Source organism: Fulvivirga sedimenti (genome assembly GCF_020328055.1).
Genome location: NZ_JAIXNE010000001.1, coordinates 487,548 through 508,033 on the forward strand (window position 1 = coordinate 487,548; position 20,486 = coordinate 508,033).

At 44.7% G+C, this 20,486-nt stretch carries 24 protein-coding genes; 21 read left to right on the plus strand and 3 right to left on the minus strand.

Features of this window, described 5'->3' with window-relative positions:
- The first annotated feature begins 89 nt into the window (after nucleotides 1–89).
- The 8 genes from rpsF to LDX50_RS02205 all read left to right on the plus strand — a co-directional run bounded on the left by rpsF (nucleotide 90) and on the right by LDX50_RS02205 (nucleotide 8,087).
- Nucleotides 90–458 (plus strand): 30S ribosomal protein S6, encoded by a 369-nt coding sequence (gene rpsF, locus LDX50_RS02170; RefSeq protein WP_225696760.1) that lies wholly within the window; start codon nucleotides 90–92, stop codon nucleotides 456–458.
- Nucleotides 455–706, plus strand: a complete 252-nt coding sequence (rpsR, locus tag LDX50_RS02175) for a 30S ribosomal protein S18 (protein ID WP_225696761.1) — start codon at nucleotides 455–457, stop codon at nucleotides 704–706. The genes rpsF and rpsR overlap by 4 nt, the downstream gene beginning before the upstream one ends.
- Nucleotides 707–717: 11 nt before the next feature.
- The gene (rplI, locus tag LDX50_RS02180) at nucleotides 718–1,161 is read left to right on the plus strand and encodes a 50S ribosomal protein L9 (protein ID WP_225696762.1); all 444 of its coding nucleotides are present in this window, start codon (nucleotides 718–720) and stop codon (nucleotides 1,159–1,161) included.
- A gap of 97 nt (nucleotides 1,162–1,258) precedes the next feature.
- Complete coding sequence (locus LDX50_RS02185; protein ID WP_225696763.1) at nucleotides 1,259–2,221, plus strand: GSCFA domain-containing protein; 963 nt, start codon at nucleotides 1,259–1,261, stop codon at nucleotides 2,219–2,221.
- Nucleotides 2,221–4,323: a thioredoxin domain-containing protein gene (locus LDX50_RS02190; protein WP_225696764.1), complete on the plus strand. Its 2,103-nt coding sequence runs from the start codon at nucleotides 2,221–2,223 to the stop codon at nucleotides 4,321–4,323. Before LDX50_RS02185 ends, LDX50_RS02190 begins: the two co-directional genes overlap by 1 nt.
- A gap of 7 nt (nucleotides 4,324–4,330) precedes the next feature.
- On the plus strand, nucleotides 4,331–6,805 hold the full coding sequence (gene priA, locus LDX50_RS02195) for a replication restart helicase PriA (RefSeq protein WP_225696765.1): 2,475 nt from the start codon (nucleotides 4,331–4,333) through the stop codon (nucleotides 6,803–6,805).
- An 18-nt stretch (nucleotides 6,806–6,823) separates the two neighbouring features.
- The gene (locus LDX50_RS02200; protein ID WP_225696766.1) at nucleotides 6,824–7,462 is read left to right on the plus strand and encodes a hypothetical protein; all 639 of its coding nucleotides are present in this window, start codon (nucleotides 6,824–6,826) and stop codon (nucleotides 7,460–7,462) included.
- Nucleotides 7,437–8,087: a DUF6048 family protein gene (locus tag LDX50_RS02205; protein ID WP_225696767.1), complete on the plus strand. Its 651-nt coding sequence runs from the start codon at nucleotides 7,437–7,439 to the stop codon at nucleotides 8,085–8,087. The genes LDX50_RS02200 and LDX50_RS02205 overlap by 26 nt, the downstream gene beginning before the upstream one ends.
- On the opposite strand, the gene LDX50_RS02210 is transcribed toward LDX50_RS02205, so the two are convergent.
- Complete coding sequence (locus tag LDX50_RS02210; RefSeq protein ID WP_225696768.1) at nucleotides 8,064–8,876, minus strand: sterol desaturase family protein; 813 nt, start codon at nucleotides 8,874–8,876, stop codon at nucleotides 8,064–8,066. The two genes, LDX50_RS02205 and LDX50_RS02210, sit on opposite strands and share 24 nt — an antisense overlap.
- Nucleotides 8,877–9,048: 172 nt before the next feature.
- Between LDX50_RS02210 and LDX50_RS02215 the strand changes: the two genes are divergently transcribed.
- The 11 genes from LDX50_RS02215 to LDX50_RS02265 all read left to right on the plus strand — a co-directional run bounded on the left by LDX50_RS02215 (nucleotide 9,049) and on the right by LDX50_RS02265 (nucleotide 18,116).
- Entirely contained in the window at nucleotides 9,049–9,948 is a 900-nt protein-coding gene (locus LDX50_RS02215; RefSeq protein ID WP_225696769.1) for a MerR family transcriptional regulator, read from the plus strand.
- Nucleotides 9,949–10,147: 199 nt separating this feature from the next.
- The gene (locus LDX50_RS02220) at nucleotides 10,148–10,657 is read left to right on the plus strand and encodes an RNA polymerase sigma factor (protein WP_225696770.1); all 510 of its coding nucleotides are present in this window, start codon (nucleotides 10,148–10,150) and stop codon (nucleotides 10,655–10,657) included.
- Nucleotides 10,658–10,664: 7 nt separating this feature from the next.
- Nucleotides 10,665–12,140 (plus strand): phytoene desaturase family protein, encoded by a 1,476-nt coding sequence (locus LDX50_RS02225; protein WP_225696771.1) that lies wholly within the window; start codon nucleotides 10,665–10,667, stop codon nucleotides 12,138–12,140.
- Between the two features lie 3 nt (nucleotides 12,141–12,143).
- Nucleotides 12,144–12,983 carry a phytoene/squalene synthase family protein gene (locus LDX50_RS02230; protein ID WP_225696772.1) on the plus strand — a complete coding sequence of 280 codons (840 nt, stop codon included), beginning with the start codon at nucleotides 12,144–12,146 and terminating at the stop codon, nucleotides 12,981–12,983.
- Nucleotides 12,983–13,495, plus strand: a complete 513-nt coding sequence (gene idi / locus LDX50_RS02235) for an isopentenyl-diphosphate Delta-isomerase (protein WP_225696773.1) — start codon at nucleotides 12,983–12,985, stop codon at nucleotides 13,493–13,495. Before LDX50_RS02230 ends, idi begins: the two co-directional genes overlap by 1 nt.
- A 74-nt stretch (nucleotides 13,496–13,569) precedes the next feature.
- The gene (locus tag LDX50_RS02240; protein ID WP_225696774.1) at nucleotides 13,570–13,740 is read left to right on the plus strand and encodes a DUF6435 family protein; all 171 of its coding nucleotides are present in this window, start codon (nucleotides 13,570–13,572) and stop codon (nucleotides 13,738–13,740) included.
- Complete coding sequence (locus LDX50_RS02245; protein WP_225696775.1) at nucleotides 13,737–15,038, plus strand: cryptochrome/photolyase family protein; 1,302 nt, start codon at nucleotides 13,737–13,739, stop codon at nucleotides 15,036–15,038. Before LDX50_RS02240 ends, LDX50_RS02245 begins: the two co-directional genes overlap by 4 nt.
- Nucleotides 15,035–16,549 (plus strand): SDR family oxidoreductase, encoded by a 1,515-nt coding sequence (locus LDX50_RS02250; RefSeq protein WP_225696776.1) that lies wholly within the window; start codon nucleotides 15,035–15,037, stop codon nucleotides 16,547–16,549. Before LDX50_RS02245 ends, LDX50_RS02250 begins: the two co-directional genes overlap by 4 nt.
- Nucleotides 16,500–16,985: an SRPBCC family protein gene (locus LDX50_RS02255; RefSeq protein WP_225696777.1), complete on the plus strand. Its 486-nt coding sequence runs from the start codon at nucleotides 16,500–16,502 to the stop codon at nucleotides 16,983–16,985. The genes LDX50_RS02250 and LDX50_RS02255 overlap by 50 nt, the downstream gene beginning before the upstream one ends.
- The gene (locus LDX50_RS02260) at nucleotides 16,985–17,491 is read left to right on the plus strand and encodes a sterol desaturase family protein (RefSeq protein WP_225696778.1); all 507 of its coding nucleotides are present in this window, start codon (nucleotides 16,985–16,987) and stop codon (nucleotides 17,489–17,491) included. Before LDX50_RS02255 ends, LDX50_RS02260 begins: the two co-directional genes overlap by 1 nt.
- A gap of 271 nt (nucleotides 17,492–17,762) precedes the next feature.
- Nucleotides 17,763–18,116 carry a diacylglycerol kinase gene (locus LDX50_RS02265; protein ID WP_225696779.1) on the plus strand — a complete coding sequence of 118 codons (354 nt, stop codon included), beginning with the start codon at nucleotides 17,763–17,765 and terminating at the stop codon, nucleotides 18,114–18,116.
- Here the strand turns inward: LDX50_RS02265 and LDX50_RS02270 are convergent.
- The gene (locus tag LDX50_RS02270) at nucleotides 18,113–18,661 is read right to left on the minus strand and encodes a YybH family protein (protein ID WP_225696780.1); all 549 of its coding nucleotides are present in this window, start codon (nucleotides 18,659–18,661) and stop codon (nucleotides 18,113–18,115) included. The genes LDX50_RS02265 and LDX50_RS02270 overlap by 4 nt on opposite strands.
- A 58-nt stretch (nucleotides 18,662–18,719) precedes the next feature.
- On the opposite strand from LDX50_RS02270, the gene LDX50_RS02275 reads away from it, so the two are divergent.
- Nucleotides 18,720–19,721 (plus strand): beta-ketoacyl-ACP synthase III, encoded by a 1,002-nt coding sequence (locus tag LDX50_RS02275; protein WP_225696781.1) that lies wholly within the window; start codon nucleotides 18,720–18,722, stop codon nucleotides 19,719–19,721.
- Nucleotides 19,718–19,939 (plus strand): hypothetical protein, encoded by a 222-nt coding sequence (locus LDX50_RS02280; protein ID WP_225696782.1) that lies wholly within the window; start codon nucleotides 19,718–19,720, stop codon nucleotides 19,937–19,939. Before LDX50_RS02275 ends, LDX50_RS02280 begins: the two co-directional genes overlap by 4 nt.
- A 40-nt stretch (nucleotides 19,940–19,979) precedes the next feature.
- On the opposite strand, the gene LDX50_RS02285 is transcribed toward LDX50_RS02280, so the two are convergent.
- Complete coding sequence (locus LDX50_RS02285; RefSeq protein ID WP_225696783.1) at nucleotides 19,980–20,474, minus strand: hypothetical protein; 495 nt, start codon at nucleotides 20,472–20,474, stop codon at nucleotides 19,980–19,982.
- Nucleotides 20,475–20,486: the final 12 nt, after the last annotated feature.

Genomic DNA, 20,486 nt, shown 5'->3' on the forward strand with positions numbered 1-20,486 from the left:
AAAAAAGACTAATAATATAATTTTGCGCCTTCGTTTTAAAAAACAAACTAATTATCTAACTTTGCACTCCGAATTTTAAATAAACTAATATGAACAATTACGAGACGGTATTCATTTTAAATCCCGTTTTATCTGAAGAGCAGATGAAGGATGCCGTAAAAAAATTCATTAAGGTGTTAACCGATCACAAAGCTGAGATCATTAATGAGGAACTATGGGGTCTGCGCAAGCTGGCTTATCCTATCCAGCACAAGTCGACCGGTTTCTACAACCTGGTTGAATACAAGGCAACTCCTGACACGATCGCTGCACTTGAAACGGAATTCCGACGTGACGAAGCAGTCATGAGATTTCTAACTGTATCACTTGACAAGCATGCAGTAGAGTACAATGAGAAGCGTAGAAAAGGTGCATTTAGAAAAGACAAAAAGAAGGCTAAGGAGGAGCCCGTATCATGACATTGATTAACGAACCGATCAATCGGAACGAAAACAAGAATAAATACTGCCGTTTTAAGAAAAACGGAATTAAGTATATCGACTACAAAGATCCCGACTTCCTTTTGAAGTTTGTAAATGAGCAGGGCAAGATTCTTCCCCGCCGCATTACGGGAACAAGTCAGAAATTCCAGAAAAAAGTAACACAGGCGGTGAAGCGTGCGCGTCACCTTGCTTTGTTGCCATACGTAACTGATTCGCTAAAATAACCGGTACAAAGATGGAAGTAATATTAACACAGGATATTCAGGGACTGGGTTATAAGAACGATACAGTAGACGTTAAACCCGGTTATGGCCGCAACTACCTTATTCCACAGGGATATGCCGTAATTGCCAGCTCATCGAATAAGAAGAAATTTGCTGAAAACATTAAGCAGGCTGCTCACAAAGCTGAAAAGCTGAAGAAGGACGCGGAAGATCTGGCCGCCAACATTGGTGATCTCGTTCTCGAGATTGGTACCAAAGCTGGCGAAAGCGGAAAGATTTTCGGTGCCGTTACTACAGTGCAGATTGCGGAAAGTCTGAAGCAAAAAGGTTTTGACATCGACCGAAAGAGAATCTCTTTCAACCAGCAGATCAAACAGCTGGGAGATTATACCGCCGTGATTGATCTTCACAGAGAAGTGAAACATGAAATCGGTGTTAAGGTTGTTGCCGAATAAATATTCATTTACACAATCATCAAAGCCGTCCCGTTCAGCTGAACCGGGCGGCTTTTTTGTTTGCCGACAGTAGGCCGGAATTGTGTAGTTTTGTTATATGTTTCGCACAGAGCTACATCCTTTAAAATCGCCGGATAAAATAGCACTGACAGACCACCTGGTCATGCTGGGTTCCTGTTTTTCTGAAATGCTCGGAAGCAAATTGTCTGACAGGAAATTCCATCTTCAATCCAATCCGCTTGGAATCCTGTTTAATCCTATTTCACAACATCGTTTGCTGAAGTTTGCCCTGGGCATGGAAAATCCCGTGAGTACTGCCTTTGAGACAAATGGCATGTATTACCATCCGGATGCACATTCAAGGATATTCGCTTCAGACCCGGAAACCTTGCAGACCGATCTGAAAAACAGGATTAACAGCCTAGCAAAATTTCTGGAAAGCACGCAGTGGCTCATTCTAACCTATGGTACTGCATTTGTATATTCCCGGGATGGACATATCGTTGCCAACTGCCACAAACAGCCTGCATCATCATTTGAAAAAAGACTTCTCAACGTTGAGGAGATGCTGCAGGATTTCGAGTCGGTATATTCCACCCTTCAGCAACAATTCCCGCAATTAAATATAATCGTCACGGTGTCACCCATTCGCCACGTGCGGGATACGCTTGAATTAAACAGCGTAAGCAAAAGTCTCCTTCGGGTTTTCTGCCATGAGATCAGTTCCCGGTACAGGCAGATTCATTATTTTCCCGCCTATGAATTGCTCATGGATGACCTTAGGGATTATCGCTTCTATGCAGCAGATATGATCCATCCAAGTGAAGTGGCTGAGAACTACATATTCGACGTTTTTTCAGAAACATATTTTGGGTCGGAGACTACAGGCATTATACGGGAATGGGAAAAGCTAAAAAAAGCGCTGGAACACCGTCCCTTTCATCCGCAAAGTGCAGCGCATCGTGCCTTCCTGGAAAAAACACGGGAGAAATTAAAAGACCTTTCCGGTAAGCTCGATTTACACGAAGAAATTGAACAGATTAATAAATTACTCGGTTAATGCGACAAGGTGCCATTATTTTAGCCTTGGGTGTCATCCTGCTTGCGGGATGCCAACCCGCTGCCACCGAAAATGAACAAAATAAGGATATTGCTATGAACCAACTTGCCGGCTCCACCAGTCCGTACCTACTTCAACATGCCAATAACCCCGTTCACTGGTATCCATGGGGGCAGGAGGCGCTCAGCCGGGCACTGGAAGAGGATAAACCCATTCTCGTTAGTATCGGATATTCTTCCTGCCACTGGTGTCATGTAATGGAAAAGGAGTCTTTCGAGAATGACTCCATTGCCGGCATAATGAATGAAAACTTTATCTGTATCAAGGTAGACAGGGAAGAACGGCCGGATATTGACCAGATTTACATGGATGCTGTACAAGCCATGGGAATCAATGGAGGATGGCCGCTGAATGTTTTTTTGACACCTGATCAGAAGCCTTTTTATGGCGGAACGTACTTCCCTCCAAAAAATTGGGCGCAGCTTCTTTCAAATATTTCAAATGCATTCCAAAACAGACGCTCCGAGATAGAGGAATCTGCGGAACAGCTCACAGACGCAATTGGAACAAGTGAATTGTTGCGTTTCAAACTCAAACCGGATGATACGCCTTACACTGCCGAACAACAACAGGCCATGTTCGAGCGCATCACGACTAAATTTGACACGGTACAGGGCGGTCTGAACCGGGCACCGAAATTTCCTATGCCTTCTATCTGGAAATGGATGTTGCATTACGGAGTTTTAAGTAAGGATGAACAGGCACTTGATCAGCTCGACCGCACGCTTACAGCGATGGCATACGGGGGCATTTATGATCAGATCGGAGGCGGATTTGCACGATACTCGACCGATGCGGAATGGCTGGTGCCTCATTTTGAAAAAATGTTGTATGACAATGCCCAGCTGATGTCATTATACGCCCGCGCCTATCAGCATTCCGGCAGGGCCGACTACAAAGAGGTTATGATCCGGACCATTGAATGGCTGGAGCGGGAAATGACGTCTGAAGATGGCGGATTTTATTCAGCCCTGGATGCAGACAGCGAAGGTGTGGAAGGAAAATACTATGTCTGGAGCTTTCGGGAATTTGACCAGATTCTTGGAAAAAACACTCCCCTGATGAGCAGTTACTACCAGGTGAGTGCCGAAGGCAACTGGGAGGGAACCAATATCCTGAACAGGGTAGTGAGCGACGAGGTATTTGCCACCAAAAAAGGATTGACACTTTCAGAATGGGATTCCATTAAAGAAGAAAGCAGAAAATTACTTCTCACAGCACGTTCTTCCCGTATTCGCCCGGGTTTGGACAATAAAACCATTTCTGGCTGGAATGCAATGATGATCTCCGGCCTACTGGATGTGTATGACGCCCTGGATGATACCCGCTATTTGGATCTGGCCGTCCGCAACGCCAATTTTATCGTTAGCCAGGCGATTCAGGATGATATGCTGTACCGAACACCCCCTACCGGGTCAACACAAATCCCCGGATATCTGGAGGATTATGCCTTTACTATAAATGCCTTTGTGGATTTATATGAACGCACATTCGATGAAATCTGGTTGAAGCGAGCCGAAGGACTCACCAACTATGTGATGGAAAATTTTCTGGACACTTCAGAAGACATGTTCTTTTTCACCGACGGGAGCACACATGACCTGGTAGTTCGCAAAAAAGAAATATTTGATAATGTAATCCCATCCTCCAACAGTCAGATGGCGATCAACCTGTTCCGTCTTGGAAAAATGCTTGATCGAACCATATGGATGGAATTAAGTAATCTTATGTTATCCCGGATGGCGCCCATGATCCCGGAAGCGGTAAGTGATATGGCCAACTGGGCAGACCTGCACCTGCTGCGCACCTATGACGTGAGTGAAGTAATCATTGCCGGAACCAATGCACTTGAAATGCGGCAAAGGTTCGTGGACCGTTTAATTCCAAATAAGATCATCATGGGAACCACAACCAGTTCCGAATTACCACTGATCCGGGGTAAATCCATGTTGAATGGAAAAACGACAATTTATGTCTGTTACAACAAAACCTGCAAACTTCCGGTAAACACCATTGAGGAAGCTTACAGTCAGCTCCGTTAATCAACAAATGATGAGGAAAACACTTTTCGCAGATCTGATCCTGCCGGTGCCCATCGCCAATCGCTTCACCTACAGGATCCCCCGGGAGATGGAAAGTCTTATTATCCCCGGCGTGCGGGTGGTGGTTCCATTCGGGAAGCGAAGGATGCTCACCGGCATAGTTGATTCAATTCATGAAAAGGCGCCCGTTCATTATGAGGCACGGTATATCTACGACGTGCTCGATGAGTCGGCAGTAGTCACCCCACATCAGATCACGTTCATCGACTGGATGGCCTCCTATTACATGGCCACCCCCGGTGAAGTACTGAATGCCGCCATTCCGGCCGGACTCAAGATTAGCACCGAATCCTATGTTCAGTTGAACCCGCAGGCTGATCTCGATGAACTCGATGAATCAGACACCATTCTTGATCTCTTACACCAGCTGGAACAGAGAGAAAGCCTTCGATATGAAGACATCAAGGAAATCACCGGTGAGAAGGACGCATTCAAAACACTGCAGTATCTGAGCAAAAAAGGACTGGTCATTCTGTATGAGGAGGTACGCGAGCGATATTCACCGAAGACTGAAAAGTACATTCACCTGGCAACCCATCTCGCAGGTAATGACAAGGCGTTAAACGAGACCTTTGAAACACTCGCAAGAGCACCCAAACAGGAAGATGCGCTTCTCGCGTGTCTGCAACTGATCAAACGTGACGCCGATTTATCAGATCAGCTGCAACGGATACCGAAAAAAGCTTTGCTCGATTCAAATGCTTCTGCAGCGGCAATACAGGCACTTATTAAGAAAGGCATACTTGAAGAATCTGAGGTAATTGTTTCGCGATTCTCTGATTATTCACGGGAATTGAAGCAGGTCACTCTGAGCCCTGAGCAACAAAAAGCCGTGGACCAAATTATCCGTGGCTTTGATTCAACTGATGTAGTGCTGCTGCATGGTGTAACAGGAAGTGGTAAAACAGAGATTTACATGGATATCATGCAGCATGTGCTCGATAATGACATGCAAATCCTGTATCTCCTGCCGGAGATTGCACTTACCACCCAGATCGTGCAGCGTTTGCGTGCCGTTTTTGGTGATAAACTGGGCGTCTATCATTCCAGGTATTCCGACAACGAGCGCGTGGAAGTCTGGCAGGGTGTTTTGAGCGGCCGTTACCAGATAGTAGTTGGTGTTCGGTCCTCCATATTCCTGCCGTTCGATCATCTGGGACTGGTAATTATCGATGAGGAACATGAGCACAGCTACAAGCAATATGACCCTGCTCCGCGGTACCATGCCAGGGATGCGGCTATTATGCTGGCATCACAACACAAAGCCCGTGTGATTCTGGGGTCTGCTACGCCTTCCATGGAATCCAATTATCTTGCAGACTCAGGCAAATACTCCAGGGTTCGGCTGGAGAATCGCTTTGGTGATGTCAGTATGCCTGAAATTAATGTTATTGATACGCTCAGAAAGACCGCACAGAAAAAAATGAGCGGCCCTTTCTCCGATGAACTGCTGGAAGGGATCCAAAAAACAATGGATTCAGGTCAGCAGGTGATCCTGTTTCAAAACCGCCGGGGCTATGCTCCCTACATGGCCTGCCATCAATGCGGTCATATCCCCCATTGCAGTCAGTGTGCCGTATCTCTCACCTATCATCAGTACGGAGAAAAACTTATCTGCCATTACTGCGGCATGCGGGAATCCGTACCTATTGCGTGTGATTCCTGTGGTGCCAAAGAAATGAAGCCCGTGGGCCTGGGAACTGAAAAGCTGGAAGAAGAAGTGGCCTTGCTTTTCCCTGAGGCCGGGGTCCGTCGGATGGATCTGGATACTACACGAACAAAAAATAGCTATGAACGAATCCTGAATGATTTTGCGGAACATCAGTTCGATATTTTGGTAGGCACACAGATGGTCACCAAGGGACTGGACTTTGGCGGGGTGGGTCTGGTCGGGATCATCGACCTGGATCTTCTCCTGCATTATCCGGATTTCCGTTCGCATGAGCGTGCATTTCAGATGGCGATCCAGGTGAGTGGCCGTGCCGGCAGACGGGATACAGTGGGTAACGTTTTCATTCAGACACGGGACCTGAAGCATCCGGTAGTTCAGCAGATCATGCACGGAAATTATGATGCATTCTATTCCAACGAACTGGAAGAACGCAAGGAACATGCCTACCCTCCTTTTACGCGCATGATCCGGATCACCATAAAACATAAGGACAGGAATATCACCCGGGAAGCGGCGCAAACGCTTGAAAGAAGATTATCGGCTGCCCTTCCGGTTCGTATACTGGGACCGCAGGAACCGTTGGTTAACCGTGTGCGAAACGAATACATTAACGAACTTTGGATTAAGCTCGAAAGGAAAGGAACTTCCCCTGCTCTCATTAAAAAATCACTGCTTAATCATGCAGACAACATTAAGCAGGAAAAACTATTCCGGTCAATACGCATCATATTCAATGTTGATCCATACTAAAAACACTATTTTTGCTGAATGACTATCTTCCGTTCATTTATAGTCCTTCTCATCATTGCCGGATTTTTCTGGGCATGTGAAGAACCTAATGTGCGAATCAGTAACCTTGATCCGGGCGTGAGTGCGACTTTTATAGACGTAGACAGCCTGCTGTCACTGGATGCGGCAATTCTGGATATCAACGCAGCCATCACTGAAATAAATGACAGCCTGGTTGTGATTGATTCACTTATCACGGCCGGGGACCCCACAGATTACACAGAAGAAGTTGCGGCGCTGAATGCCAGTAAAAGTGCACTTAATTCTGAAAAGACGGTCCTGAATTCAAATCGCACGTCAGTATCCAATGGAAAGATCCTGATTGAAACGATCACCGCCGCAGGTGCATCGGAAATCATAACATTTACCGAAAGTCAATCCGCCTACCGGTTACCGCTGGATCCCGCGGCAGATATTACCGACTTATTCATTACGTATCGGGGAGAGATCAACAGGGTTCGTTTTTTTTATGAAACAGATACCCTGTTAAATGAACGCACCGTGCGTATTGTGGCCCAGAACCTTGAATTGGCATCTTTTGATTACGATTCGGCAAAATTCTCTTGTGACACCATTGAATGTAGCAGTACCAATGCGAAAGCTGTTTTTTATATGTAGTCTCGTTCTCGGACATTTCCTGGCTTCCGGACAGGATTCGGTGAATGTCTCCAGGATGAACAACCTGCCAAGATTATTTGTGCTGGTGGATTACGGCAAGCTTGCTACGTTGCCCACGGATTTTGAAGATAAGCTGGAAGCTGGAATCGGCATTCGAATTGGAAAACACATCACACCGGTTCTGTACGCCGGTAAAAGCACACTTTTGCCCGGCAGTGTTATTGAAAACGGGCAGTATTCATCAGAGGGATGGTACATCCGCACCGGAATCGAATATTATGCCTCGCTCGATGGAAAAAACAACCTCCTGATGGGCCTCCGATATGGCTACACTGTGTTCTCAGAATCTGCCTCATACGTTATCAGCAGTCCGCTTTTTGAAGATGTTACCGGTTTTGTGGAACGCACTGATCTCTCGGCAAACTGGGCCGAAGTGGTACTGGGAAGTGAGATGCGTCTTGGAGACAGCAAGTTTTACCTGGGTGGGTATCTTACATTACGTGTGCTGATTAACAGAGAAGAATTCGACCCGATCGACACCTATTCTATACCGGGATACGGACGGACGTTTGATAAGACCATTCCGGCGCTCCAGCTATATTTAAAGTTTGCCCTGATCCGGTAAATCGCTGATGATGGAATTAAATTCATCCTGGAATCCCTGATTTTCGGTTTTCATCAGTTTATCCCAAAATGTAAAATAAAGCCCGAAATTATACCTGAACTTGGTATGATGTACATGATGGTGCGTGGACCCTACCAGCCACTTACCCATCCATTGACCAATGGCCCCGGAAGGAAATACTTCGATTCCCGCATGATTCACCGTAGCTGAAATTGTCATTAAAACCAGCAGACCGATCAATACAAAAAGGTTGACGGGAATAAAGGTTAATACCAGGGGAAGGTAGATCGCCTGAAGCAATGATTCAATGGGATGGAAGGAAAAAGCGGTGTAAACGGAGGTTTGCACACTTTCATGATGGGTCTTGTGAACCAGCCTGTACACCCCGGGCAGGTGCATCCAGCGGTGAAGCCAGTAATAGTAGGCCTCATGTAGCAAAAGGATGAGCACGATACCTGCCGGTATCCACCAGAGTGGGTATTCATTGATATCAATATAGATAAGAAAGATCCCGTGTTGCCTTCCAATAATCAGTAGCATCGTGAACACTGTAAATATCAATGCCGATATAATTGCCCAACCGATCTCCTTTCTTGTCTGAGCTTTATTCAATCCGCTCTTCACCAGTTTTCGGGCGTCATTCGATGGTTTTCTGAAAATCTTCTCATAAGCCCATGAAATAAGGAAATAACGGGCTAAAATCAGAGAGAAGGCGACCAGCGAGACAGTCAGTACCGTATTCCAGACACTGTAATCATACGAAAGGAAATCAAGATACGATCTTTCCATTATTGCTTCAACCGCTCAATTCTGGGGGAAAATTATATAAATTGAATATATATTTTCCTCTTTCAATTAAAAAATGGGCAAAATATTTACCGACAGGAATTTTTTATATTTAATCAGCAAAACATTCCACATTTACAGTTGTTCTAATTAGGATAAAGCAAGAACGAAGAGAATGGGACAATATTCTATTAAGGAGTTAGAGAGATTATCAGGAATTAAGGCGCATACGATACGTATTTGGGAAAAGAGGTATAACATCCTCGATCCGTCAAGAACAGATACAAATATTCGTTCGTATTCCGATGAGGATCTTAAGAAGCTACTAAACCTGTCACTTCTTTACCGTCATGGTGATAAGATCAGCAAGCTGTCCAAGTTATCGATTGAGCAGCTTAATGAGCGTATTCAAAATCTGACTGAACAGATTGATGACGTGGAAAGCTACCTGGAGCAGCTTACCATATGCATGATTGAGATGGACGAGGCTAAATTTGAGAAGCAATTGTCACGTTACATTTTGAAATTTGGTTTTGAAAAGACCGTTCTTGATGTCGTTTTCCCTTTTCTGAAAAGAGTAGGGATTTTATGGTTGAGTGATAATATTAACCCCATCCAGGAGCATTTTATCTCCCACCTTATCCGCCAGAAAATAATTGTTGCCATTGACAGCCTGCCAATGCACAAAGAAAAAGGCACCCCGAAGGTGATGTTGTTCTTGCCTGAAAATGAGCTGCATGAGATCAGTCTGCTCTTTTACCACTATCTCGTGCGTAAAATGGGGCTGAATACATTCTACCTTGGTCAGCACGTACCGGTCCGAAGTCTCGTGGAAGCTGCTTCCATCTATAAACCGGATTATCTCATCAGTAATTTCAGTTACTCTCCGGAATATGACCGACTCAATGAGTATATCGACAGCCTTTCCACAAAATTCAAGAACTGTCATATATATCTAACCGGTTATCCCATACGCGTATATGAAGGTGAAGTACCGTCAAATGTTCATATTTTTGAAGATGCAGAAGACCTCATGCATCAGTTTGGCAAGGTCATGAACGCGGCTAATTCCTAAATCCGAAAAAAAAAATCAAAATTTTTTATTTAAGACGGATCTTAAAAATCCGCTTAAATAGGTGTTTAAACAGCTTTTCTCATCATCGAATAATTTTTGTTTAATCTTTTTTGTATTTTGTTAAACAAAAACTACCATATATCGGAACTGTTTCCTATATTTGTTTAGAGTTCAATTAAGAACATTAAACAAAAAGATTATGACTGCTGTAGAATTCGATCATCAAATTGCTTCACTTCACGATACACTCGAGCTCTTCACACGTCGATTCACTAAGAATCAGGAAGAGTCAGAAGATCTCATTCAGGACACGGTTCTGAAAGCGCTGACGTACCGGGATAAATTCCGGCAGAATACAAATCTGAAGGGATGGCTGTATACTATAATGCGTAATACATACATCAACAACTATCGTAAGGCGCAGCGAAACAAAACAACTCATGACGACACGAAGGAACTTTATTACCTAAACGTGGCAGACGATTATACATTTAATCTGCCTGACGGTAATTTTGAGTACAACGACATCATGTCATGTGTGAACGAAGTAAAAGAGGATCTGCTGGTTCCTTTCAAAATGCACATGGAAGGATATAAGTATCATGAGATTGCAGAACATCTTGAAATTCCCATTGGAACGGTAAAAAATCGTATCTTTCATGCGAGAAAGGAAATCCAGAGCAAACTGGTAGCCTATACCGGATCTTAATGAATCTATGACAAAAAAATCAGTTGCGGTCATTGGTGCAGGATTTGCAGGATTGGCCGCAGCCACTTCCCTGGCTGATAAGGGCCATGACGTTACCGTCTATGAAAAAAATTCAATGGCGGGAGGTCGGGCCCGTGAATTTGAAGCAGAAGGTTTTCTCTTTGACATGGGTCCCAGTTGGTACTGGATGCCTGATGTTTTCGAGAGATACTTTGAACGTTTTGGGAAAAAAGTTTCCGACTATTATGATCTCATTCGTCTTGATCCCTCTTACAGGGTCGTATTTGGACAAAATGAGCACTGGGATATTCCTGCATCTCTTGATGAGTTTTATGCCCTTTTCGAATCGGTAGAACCCGGGAGTTCTGTTAAGCTTAAAAAATTCCTGAAGGAAGCTGCCTACAAATATGATGTAGGCATCAACAAACTTGTTTATAAGCCTGGACGATCACTGCGTGAATTGCTGGATCCTGAACTGTTTTCCGGATTATTGAGATTACATGTGTTCTCATCCATTTCATCCTACATTCGTAAACACTTCTCAGATCCAAGGATCATTCAGCTGCTTGAGTTCCCGGTCCTCTTCCTTGGTGCAATGCCCAGCGACACCCCCGCCCTTTATTCCTTAATGAACTATGCCGATATTGCCCTGGGCACCTGGTATCCCAAAGGCGGCATGCACAGGATTGTTGAAGGAATGAAATCACTGGCAGAAGAGAAGGGCGTAAAATTCAGATTCAATTCAGAAGTGAAAAGCTTTCAGATGGAAGGCAATAAAATAGCTGCCATATCGCTTTCAGATGGCACTTCCGGTAAACACGATTATATTGTCGCCGGGGCCGACTATCATCATGTGGAACAGCATCTTCTTCCAAAATCCTACAGAAAATATTCACCTGAATATTGGGATTCACGAAAAATGGCTCCATCGTCGCTTATATTTTATCTGGGGGTTTCTAAGGAACTTCCCAACCTTTTGCATCATAACCTTTTCTTTGACCGGGATTTCGGCGTCCATGCGCGTCTGATTTATAAAGAACCAGCATGGCCGGAGGAACCACTGTTCTATGTGTGCTGTACCTCCAAGACAGATCAAAGTTCAGCACCTGAAGGCATGGAGAATGTATTTATACTAATACCTGTCGCACCCGGTCTGGAGGATACAGAAAAAGCGCGGGATAAGCTGTACACCCATGTGATGGATAGGCTTGAACAGCATTGCGGCACAGATCTTAGAAAAAATGTAGTGTACAAGCGTTCCTACGCGCACAGAGACTTTGTTTCTGATTACCATGCATTTAAAGGAAATGCCTATGGCCTGGCAAATACACTGCTGCAAACAGCAAATCTGAAACCTGCAATTTTTAACAAAAAAGTCCGTAACTTATATTTTACCGGACAACTGACCGTACCGGGGCCTGGGGTTCCCCCTTCGCTGATATCCGGACAGGTAGTTGCTGAAGAAATTGACAACGCCGGTTGAGGTATGAAAGAATTATTTGATCAAGTTTCCATTACGTGCAGTCGAATTACGACCCAATCGTACAGCACCTCATTTTCTCTTGGCATCCGTTGCCTTGATAAGTCGCTTCGTGACCCTATTTGTGCAATTTATGGTTTCGTGCGATTCGCCGATGAAATCGTAGATACCTTTCATGATCATAATAAGGAAAAACTCCTGAATGAGTTTAAACGGGATACGTACCAGGCTATTGAGGAAAAGATAAGCCTTAACCCCATACTTCACAGTTTTCAAAAAACTGTAAATACCTACTCTATCGATCATTCACTGATTGATCAGTTTCTGTATAGTATGGAAATGGACCTGACGGATCGTGAATATGATCAGGAAAATTATGAGACCTATATACTTGGAAGTGCTGAAGTAGTGGGATTGATGTGTCTCAAGGTATTTTGTGGTGGAGATGAGGAATACTATCAGGAATTACGCCCGAATGCCATGAAACTTGGAAGTGCTTTCCAGAAAATTAATTTTCTCCGGGATCTTCGCGCAGACTATATGGGGATGGGCCGAACCTATTTCCCCAATCTGAACGACATGACGGAGTTCAATGAAGATAATAAGCGTGAAATTGAGGCCGATATCGAGGAAGATTTCAGACAGGGGTACGAAGGAATAAAGAAACTACCCCGAAGTTCCAGGTTTGGTGTTTATCTGGCTTACGTGTACTACTATTCCCTCTTCAACAAAATAAAGAGAACCCCCAGTACGCACGTAATGTCAACCCGCATAAGAATTCCGAACCAACGGAAATTCTCGTTGTTATGTTATACATACGTTAAACACACATTAAATCTAATTTAGTGCAGCTGGAAGAAGTCGTATTGGTGGATGATTCCGATAATCCCCTCGGAGTAATGGAAAAACTGGAAGCTCACCGTCAGGGCGTACTTCACAGGGCTTTTTCTGTACTTCTTTTCAATGACGAGGGCCAATTACTACTACAGCGACGGGCGAAAAGTAAATATCATTCTGCAGGCTTATGGACCAATACCTGCTGCAGCCATCCAAGACCTGATGAAAATATTCAGCTTGCCACAGAACGAAGACTGGCTGAAGAAATGGGAATTTCTATGTCACCTGAATTCCTGTATTCATTCAAATACAAGGCAAATTTAGACAGCAACCTGGTAGAACACGAATTCGATCATGTTTTCACGGGGGTCTATAATGGCATCCCCAATATAAACCCTGATGAAGTAGCTGATTGGCGATATACAGATCTGAGTGACATCAGAACTGACATTGATGTGAATCCCGGAAATTATACCGCCTGGTTCCGGCTCATCATGGCATCTCTTCCCGAGCGTATTTAAATATTTATAAAGCACCACCGGCGGAACAAGCCCGGCTATTAGCTGTTATTCTGGTATACCAAGAGAAAAACATTATGTTTTCATTATTCAAATCAAATCCGGCTGATAAGCTGAGGAAAAAGAGAAAAAAATTACTGGAAGAAGCGATGCATGTTCAGCGCTCCGGCGACCTGAAGCTTTACGCGAAAAAAATGGAAGAAATAGAAGCCATTTCCAGCGAGATTGAATCATTAGATAAAAAATGAGTAAAGATCGGGTAGCAATTTTCTGGCACAGGCGTGATCTCCGGTGGGATGACAACACCGGCTTATATGCCGCACTGGAAGGAGATCTGCCTGTCGTACCTGTATTTATCTTTGACAAAAATATACTGGATGACCTTGAAGACCGGGATGATGCCCGGGTAACATTCATTCATCGCACCCTCACTTCCATGCACGACCGTCTCGCCGAGCATAAAGCGGGTATACATTGCTTTCATGCGACGCCCGAAGAAGCCTGGAAGGAAATTCTTTCTATCTATGACGTCGGGGCCGTTTATACCAATAGGGACTACGAGCCATATGCACGTGAAAGGGATTCAGGAATTGAGAAGATGCTTGAAGCACAAAACATTCCATTCAATACCTACAAAGACCACGTTATCAAGGAGCCGGAGGAGATATTGAAGGACAATGGAGAGCCTTACGTGGTATTCACCCCCTACAGCCGTAAATGGAAGGAGCACCTGGCAGAGAAGGATCTGGAATCAGTAGCTTCCGCCCTCTACTTCAATAATTTTCATACGGTACGCCACGCGATTCCTTCTTTATCATCCATGGGTTTCACCGAATCTGATCTTCCGTTTCCCGATGATGACGTGACCGATAAGATTCTCCGAAATTATGGTGAAAAACGAGATTTTCCTGCAGAAAATGGCACATCCCGGCTGGGGATACATCTCCGGTTCGGAACGGTAAGCATCAGAAAAATTGCACAGCGGGCAAAGGAAACCAGTGAGGTTTTTCTAAATGAATTGATATGGCGGGAGTTCTACCAAATGATCCTCTGGCATTTCCCAAGAGTGGTCAATGAAAATTTCCATAAAAAATATGATGCCATTCAATGGAGGAATAATCCGGATGATTTTGAACGCTGGTGCACGGGCACGACCGGTTACCCGATCGTTGATGCCGGCATGCGTGAATTGAATACCACAGGCTATATGCACAACCGCGTACGAATGATCGTAGCCAGTTTTCTTACAAAGCATCTGCTGATAGACTGGCGTTGGGGAGAAGCTTACTTTGCACGAAAGCTCCTCGATTATGAGCTTGCTTCCAATAATGGCGGGTGGCAATGGGCGGCCGGAACCGGAACAGATGCCCAGCCTTACTTCCGGATTTTTAACCCCTATACCCAAACTGAAAAATTTGATAAACAGGAAAGGTATATTCAACATTGGATTCCGGAACTGGAAACCGACAATTATCCTGATCCGATTATTGACCATAAACAAGCGCGCGAACGTGCACTGGATGTCTATAAAGAAGCAGTAGGATGAAAATTCTACTCACAGGATCAACCGGGTACCTGGGACGACGGCTTTTGCCTGTATTGGTTAATGCCGGGCATCATGTTGTCTGTATCGTGCGTGACAAGCGGCGCTTTGACTGGGAGGATTTCTCTGAGAGTTTCTTGTCAAGAATCGATGTGATCGAGGGCGATCTGGCTGATGCCAACAGCCTGAAAACTATTCCTTCAGATATTGACGCTGCCTATTACCTGGTACATTCCCTGGGCAATTCCTATTCGGGGTTTGAAGGAATCGAGAAACAAACGGCTCAAAACTTCGCGGATTGCCTGAGAAACACAAAGGCTCAGCAGATCATTTACCTTGGTGGAATCGTGAATGACACCAATCTCAGTGAACATTTGCGGAGCCGCAGAAATGTAGAAACCATCCTGCAATCCAGTGGCATTCCAACTACCGTGTTGCGCGCAGCCATCATTATCGGATCTGGTAGCGCATCTTTCGAGATCATCCGCGATCTGGTTGAAAAATTACCCGTCATGATCGCCCCAAAATGGCTGAACAGCAAATGCCAGCCCATTGGAATCCGAAACGTAATTGACTACCTGGTGGCAGTTCTTGGAAATAAGGAATGCTTTGATAAAACATACGACATCGGCGGACCGGATGTACTCACCTATCATGAAATGCTGATGCAGTATGCCCGGGTACGAAAATTAAAACGGTACATCTTAACACTCCCTGTTCTTACTCCCCGCCTGTCATCTCTTTGGTTGTACTTCGTGACCACGACCTCCTACCCCCTGGCGAGAAACCTGGTTGAAAGCATGAAAAATGATGTAGTGGTCGAAATGGGAGATATTGACAGTGTCGTGTCAATTGAAAAAATTACATATGTCCAGGCACTTGAGATGGCCTTCAGTCGGATCAACCAGAAAAATATTGTTTCCAGCTGGATTGATGCGGTAGGCAACCGGGATATCCAGTCCAACTTCATGGATTTCATTGACGTACCCAAATACGGCTGTTTGAGGGACGTGAGAAAACGATCTTTTCCCAAACAGGAAAAAGATCGGATCGCTGCCAATATCTGGGCAATCGGCGGAAAGCGCGGTTGGTATTTCGGGAACTGGATGTGGAAAATTCGGGGGTTCCTTGACAAGGCAGTTGGCGGTGTGGGACTTCGGCGTGGCAGAAGATCGCCTGCTGAACTCAAAGCCGGTGATGCGCTCGACTTCTGGCGGGTTATTCTCGCAGATGAACACAAAAACCGATTGCTCCTCTACGCAGAAATGAAACTGCCTGGTGAGGCATGGCTGGAGTTTCGCATTGTTGAACATCCTGATACAATGGAACTGATCCAAACGGCCACCTTTCGGCCGCTTGGACTAATGGGAAGATTGTACTGGTATATCCTTATTCCCTTCCATGCCCTGATATTTCCAAAAATGGCAAAGGCAATCGTTAACTTTATACCCAATAAGGAAAGTAATGAGAATTTATCAGCTGAAGAGAACGCAGTTTCTTCCCATCAGTATTGAAACAGCGTGGTCATATTTCTCCTCCCCGCATAATCTAAGGGAGATCACACCGCCTGACATGAAATTCCGCATACTGTATGTATCAGGGGGCGAAAAAATGTATGCAGGACAACTTATCCGCTATTTTGTAAACGTTCTGCCATGGATTTCTGTTCATTGGGTAACAGAGATAACACATGTGCAGGAGCCCGTTCACTTTGTGGATGAACAGCGATTCGGGCCGTACGCGCTCTGGCATCACCAGCATTTTTTCAGAGAAGTCGATGGCGGTGTCGAAATGACAGATGAGGTAAATTATGCTATCCCGTTTGGCTGGCTGGGGCAATTTGCAAACTGGCTATTTGTTGGTAAAAAGGTAAGGGCTATCTTTGATTATCGGTATAATGTGTTGGAGGAATTGTTTAAAAATTCAAAAGAAGAAATAGTTATTGCGTGATGGATTGGACATTAATACTTATTTGCTCGCTGATTGTTATCGGCACATTTTTATTCATGGAAGCAGTCGCATGGTTTACACATAAGTATATTATGCACGGATTTTTATGGGTCTGGCATGAAAGTCATCACAAAAAACATCAGCATACGTTGGAAAGGAACGACCTTTTTGCCCTGGTCTTCAGTATACCGAGTATATCACTTATCCTGTATTCAAGCATCTACGATAACCCATACCTGATGTCTGTGGGCATCGGCATCTTCTGCTATGGTGCCTTTTACCTTATTTTTCATGACATTATCGTGCACCAGCGCATCAAATGGCGGCCTAAAAAACGCAGTCATTACCTGAACCGGATGATGCATGCCCATTACATCCACCACCAGGTTCATACCAAGGAAGGCGCCGAAGCCTTTGGTTTTCTCTATGCCCCAAAGAAGTTCGAAGAGAAGGAATATACGAGAACCAAATCCACTGAAGAGAAAAAGACCCTGCAGGAAAATTAGCCTCTTTTAAGGCAAAACTTAACCTGATTATTTGGTGATAATTCCGGAATCCATTGACCTCAATGGCTTTCAGTGGATCGATATTGTCTTTTTTACAGGAACAAATTGATTGCCTTATCCAGCTGTATGATTTTTCCTATGGAGCAACCTTCCCCGCCTGATGATATTTTTCAAAAATGAACCTGTTAAACTCCCTAATCCTCCCTAACTTATTTATTAGATAATATAACTGGTTCGCGGGAATCAAATCAATTGGTAAATTTTCCCTAATATGAAATCAAAAAATCGCCTCCATAGTTTCCGGTATGCCTTCCAGGGAATCTTTCAGATTTTAATGCGTGAACCCAATGCCCGTATTCATCTCGCCATTTCCTTTCTTGTTGTAATTTTGGGGTTTTACTTCCGGATCAGCGTTTCAGAATGGCTTTTCCTGCTATTGGCGATGTGCATGGTTTTCTGTGCGGAAATTTTCAATACAGCCATTGAATATCTTTGTGACCGGATTACACTTGAGCAGGACGAAATGATCCGAAATGTGAAAGATCTGGCGGCTGCGGCGGTACTTGTGGCAGCTCTTTTTGCAGTCATAACCGGGGTGTTAGTATTCTGGCCGTATATTTTCTAAAAAGTATAGGAGTCTGCCAGGATTCTGTAACCCGCGGAAGTTTTCTTCCAGACAAGTAAAAAATCAACCTCACTCGTTCGTTCACTTCCTTCCCAAATGGTAGTAAGTGTACTATGCCCCAGCTGAAAGACGAGATCTGATGTTAGTGAATCAGCAACAGACTCCCGCCAGTCCGGCGGCTTCGTTTCCAACGAGGTCCAGAACTCATGTGAATAGATTTGCTGTTCATCGGCGGTAACGAAAATTACATCAAGTTTCCAATCCACCGGTGATTCAATTCGGGTCCAGTATTGATCAATCTGCGCCCGCCCTGTTATAGTGGCTCCTCCGGGGGAGAGAAGGACACCCTCATCCAGGTAAAGTGCAGCAAGCTCACGCATCATTCCATTCCTGAATAGTTTCTCCATTTGACGGTTCATCTCTGCAATTTCCCGATGTACTCCCTGCGATTGTGCATAAGCGAAAATATTCAGGAACAGGAAAATAAGAACAAACGAACAGGTTGCTTTTAATTTTGTATGCGGGTGCCGGGCTGCTGCGTTCATTTCTTCCTAACTAATGTTAGTTAAATTTACCTATATTTGAGGGCATAACAAATTACCTATGCAGTATTCGAAAATTGTTGGTACAGGGCATCATGTGCCTGAAAAAATCGTCACAAACGATGATCTCAGCAAAGTAATTGATACAACTGACGAATGGATCGTTGAAAGGACCGGAATAAAGGAACGACGATTCATAGACCCTGCTAAAGACACCCTGGCAAACATGTCGGCTAGTGCCTCACGAATGGCGCTGAAAAATGCAGGCATGACGGCAGATGATATCGATTTTATTGTATTTGCCACGATTACACCGGATTATTTCTTTCCAGGTTCAGGTGTATTGCTGCAGCGTGAACTCGGACTTGAATCCATTCCGGCAATTGATATTCGCAATGCCTGTTCAGGGTTTATCTATGCCCTGTCTGTGGCCGACCAGTTCATAAAAACCGGAATGTACCGGAATGTTTTGGTAATTGGCGGGGAGATTCAATCCACAGCACTGGATCTTACCACCCGTGGCCGTGGAACAGCGGTGATTTTCGGAGATGGCGTTGGTGCAGCCGTCGTGACTGCTTCTGACCAACCTGGAATTCTTTCGACCCACCTGCATTCTGATGGCCGGTACGCGGAAGAATTATACGTGAAAGATCCCGGTAGCAGCCGGCCACGTGAAGAGCGTCAGCCCGAACAGATTCTGGACACATCCACCTATAAAGTATATATGAATGGCAATCTCGTTTTTAAGCATGCGGTGGTTCGATTCCAGGAAGTGATCCAGGAGGCCCTGGATGCCAACAACATGACAAAAGAGGACATTGATTTGTTGATTCCGCATCAGGCCAATTTACGCATCAGTCAATACCTGCAGCAAAAACTTGGCCTTGCCGACGAAAAGGTTTATAATAATATCATGCGATATGGCAATACAACCGCAGGTTCGATTCCGATAGCCATGAGTGAAGCAATTCAGGAAGGCCGGATCAAGCCCGGAGACATCATTTGCCTGGCAGCGTTCGGAAGCGGTTTCACCTGGGCTTCCGCATTAATTAAATGGATATGAAAACAAAAGAATATAATCCCAGCGAGCTAGAGGTTAATTTCGCTATCGTTCTGGAAAAACTAAAAGATCAGATTGAAGCCGGATTAAAAGGCAACAGGATCGTACATATCGATAACCATCATCATGATGACAATCCAAATATAAGATTTCACACCATCGACAATGACGGTGACCACCATGAGATTGTCGTGAAGATCATTCAGCTTCCGGATGCATAAAAAAAGACCACCTGATAGGTGGTCTTTTCGCAGGTCAAACTTATTGTTTGAAAATTCCGCGCACAGGCATGGTCACGATCTGGTCCCCATTGGTTAATTGAATTGTAAATATCAATTCAAAATAAGTATTGGGTTTATCCAGAACCCCCGCACATAGCGCTGGAGAAGTCAGAAAAAATTCAAGTGATCGCGTGTAATCAAACGACCGGGCATTAACTGCTATGTCATCGTCCTCAATAGTGGCATAGCCGCAGACTCCCAGGTTCACGTCCCCGGCTCTGCCTTCTACTTTCAGAATGCTTTCGATATCCGTATTTCCTCCATCAAGCTCCATGGTGTAGGTAATAGTAGGATTTCCTGCATATCCGGTAGTCACAAATCCCAGGCCGACCTGCTGGTCATACGTTCTTCCCGGGAATTTCACAGCGATGGCCGGCTTATTGTCTGTAAGTCCGTCAAACTCATCGCTCTCCAGGCATGATGTCACACTAACGGACATCAGCATAATTGCAATTAAATAGGTTATCTTTTTCATATTCGTTGTCTT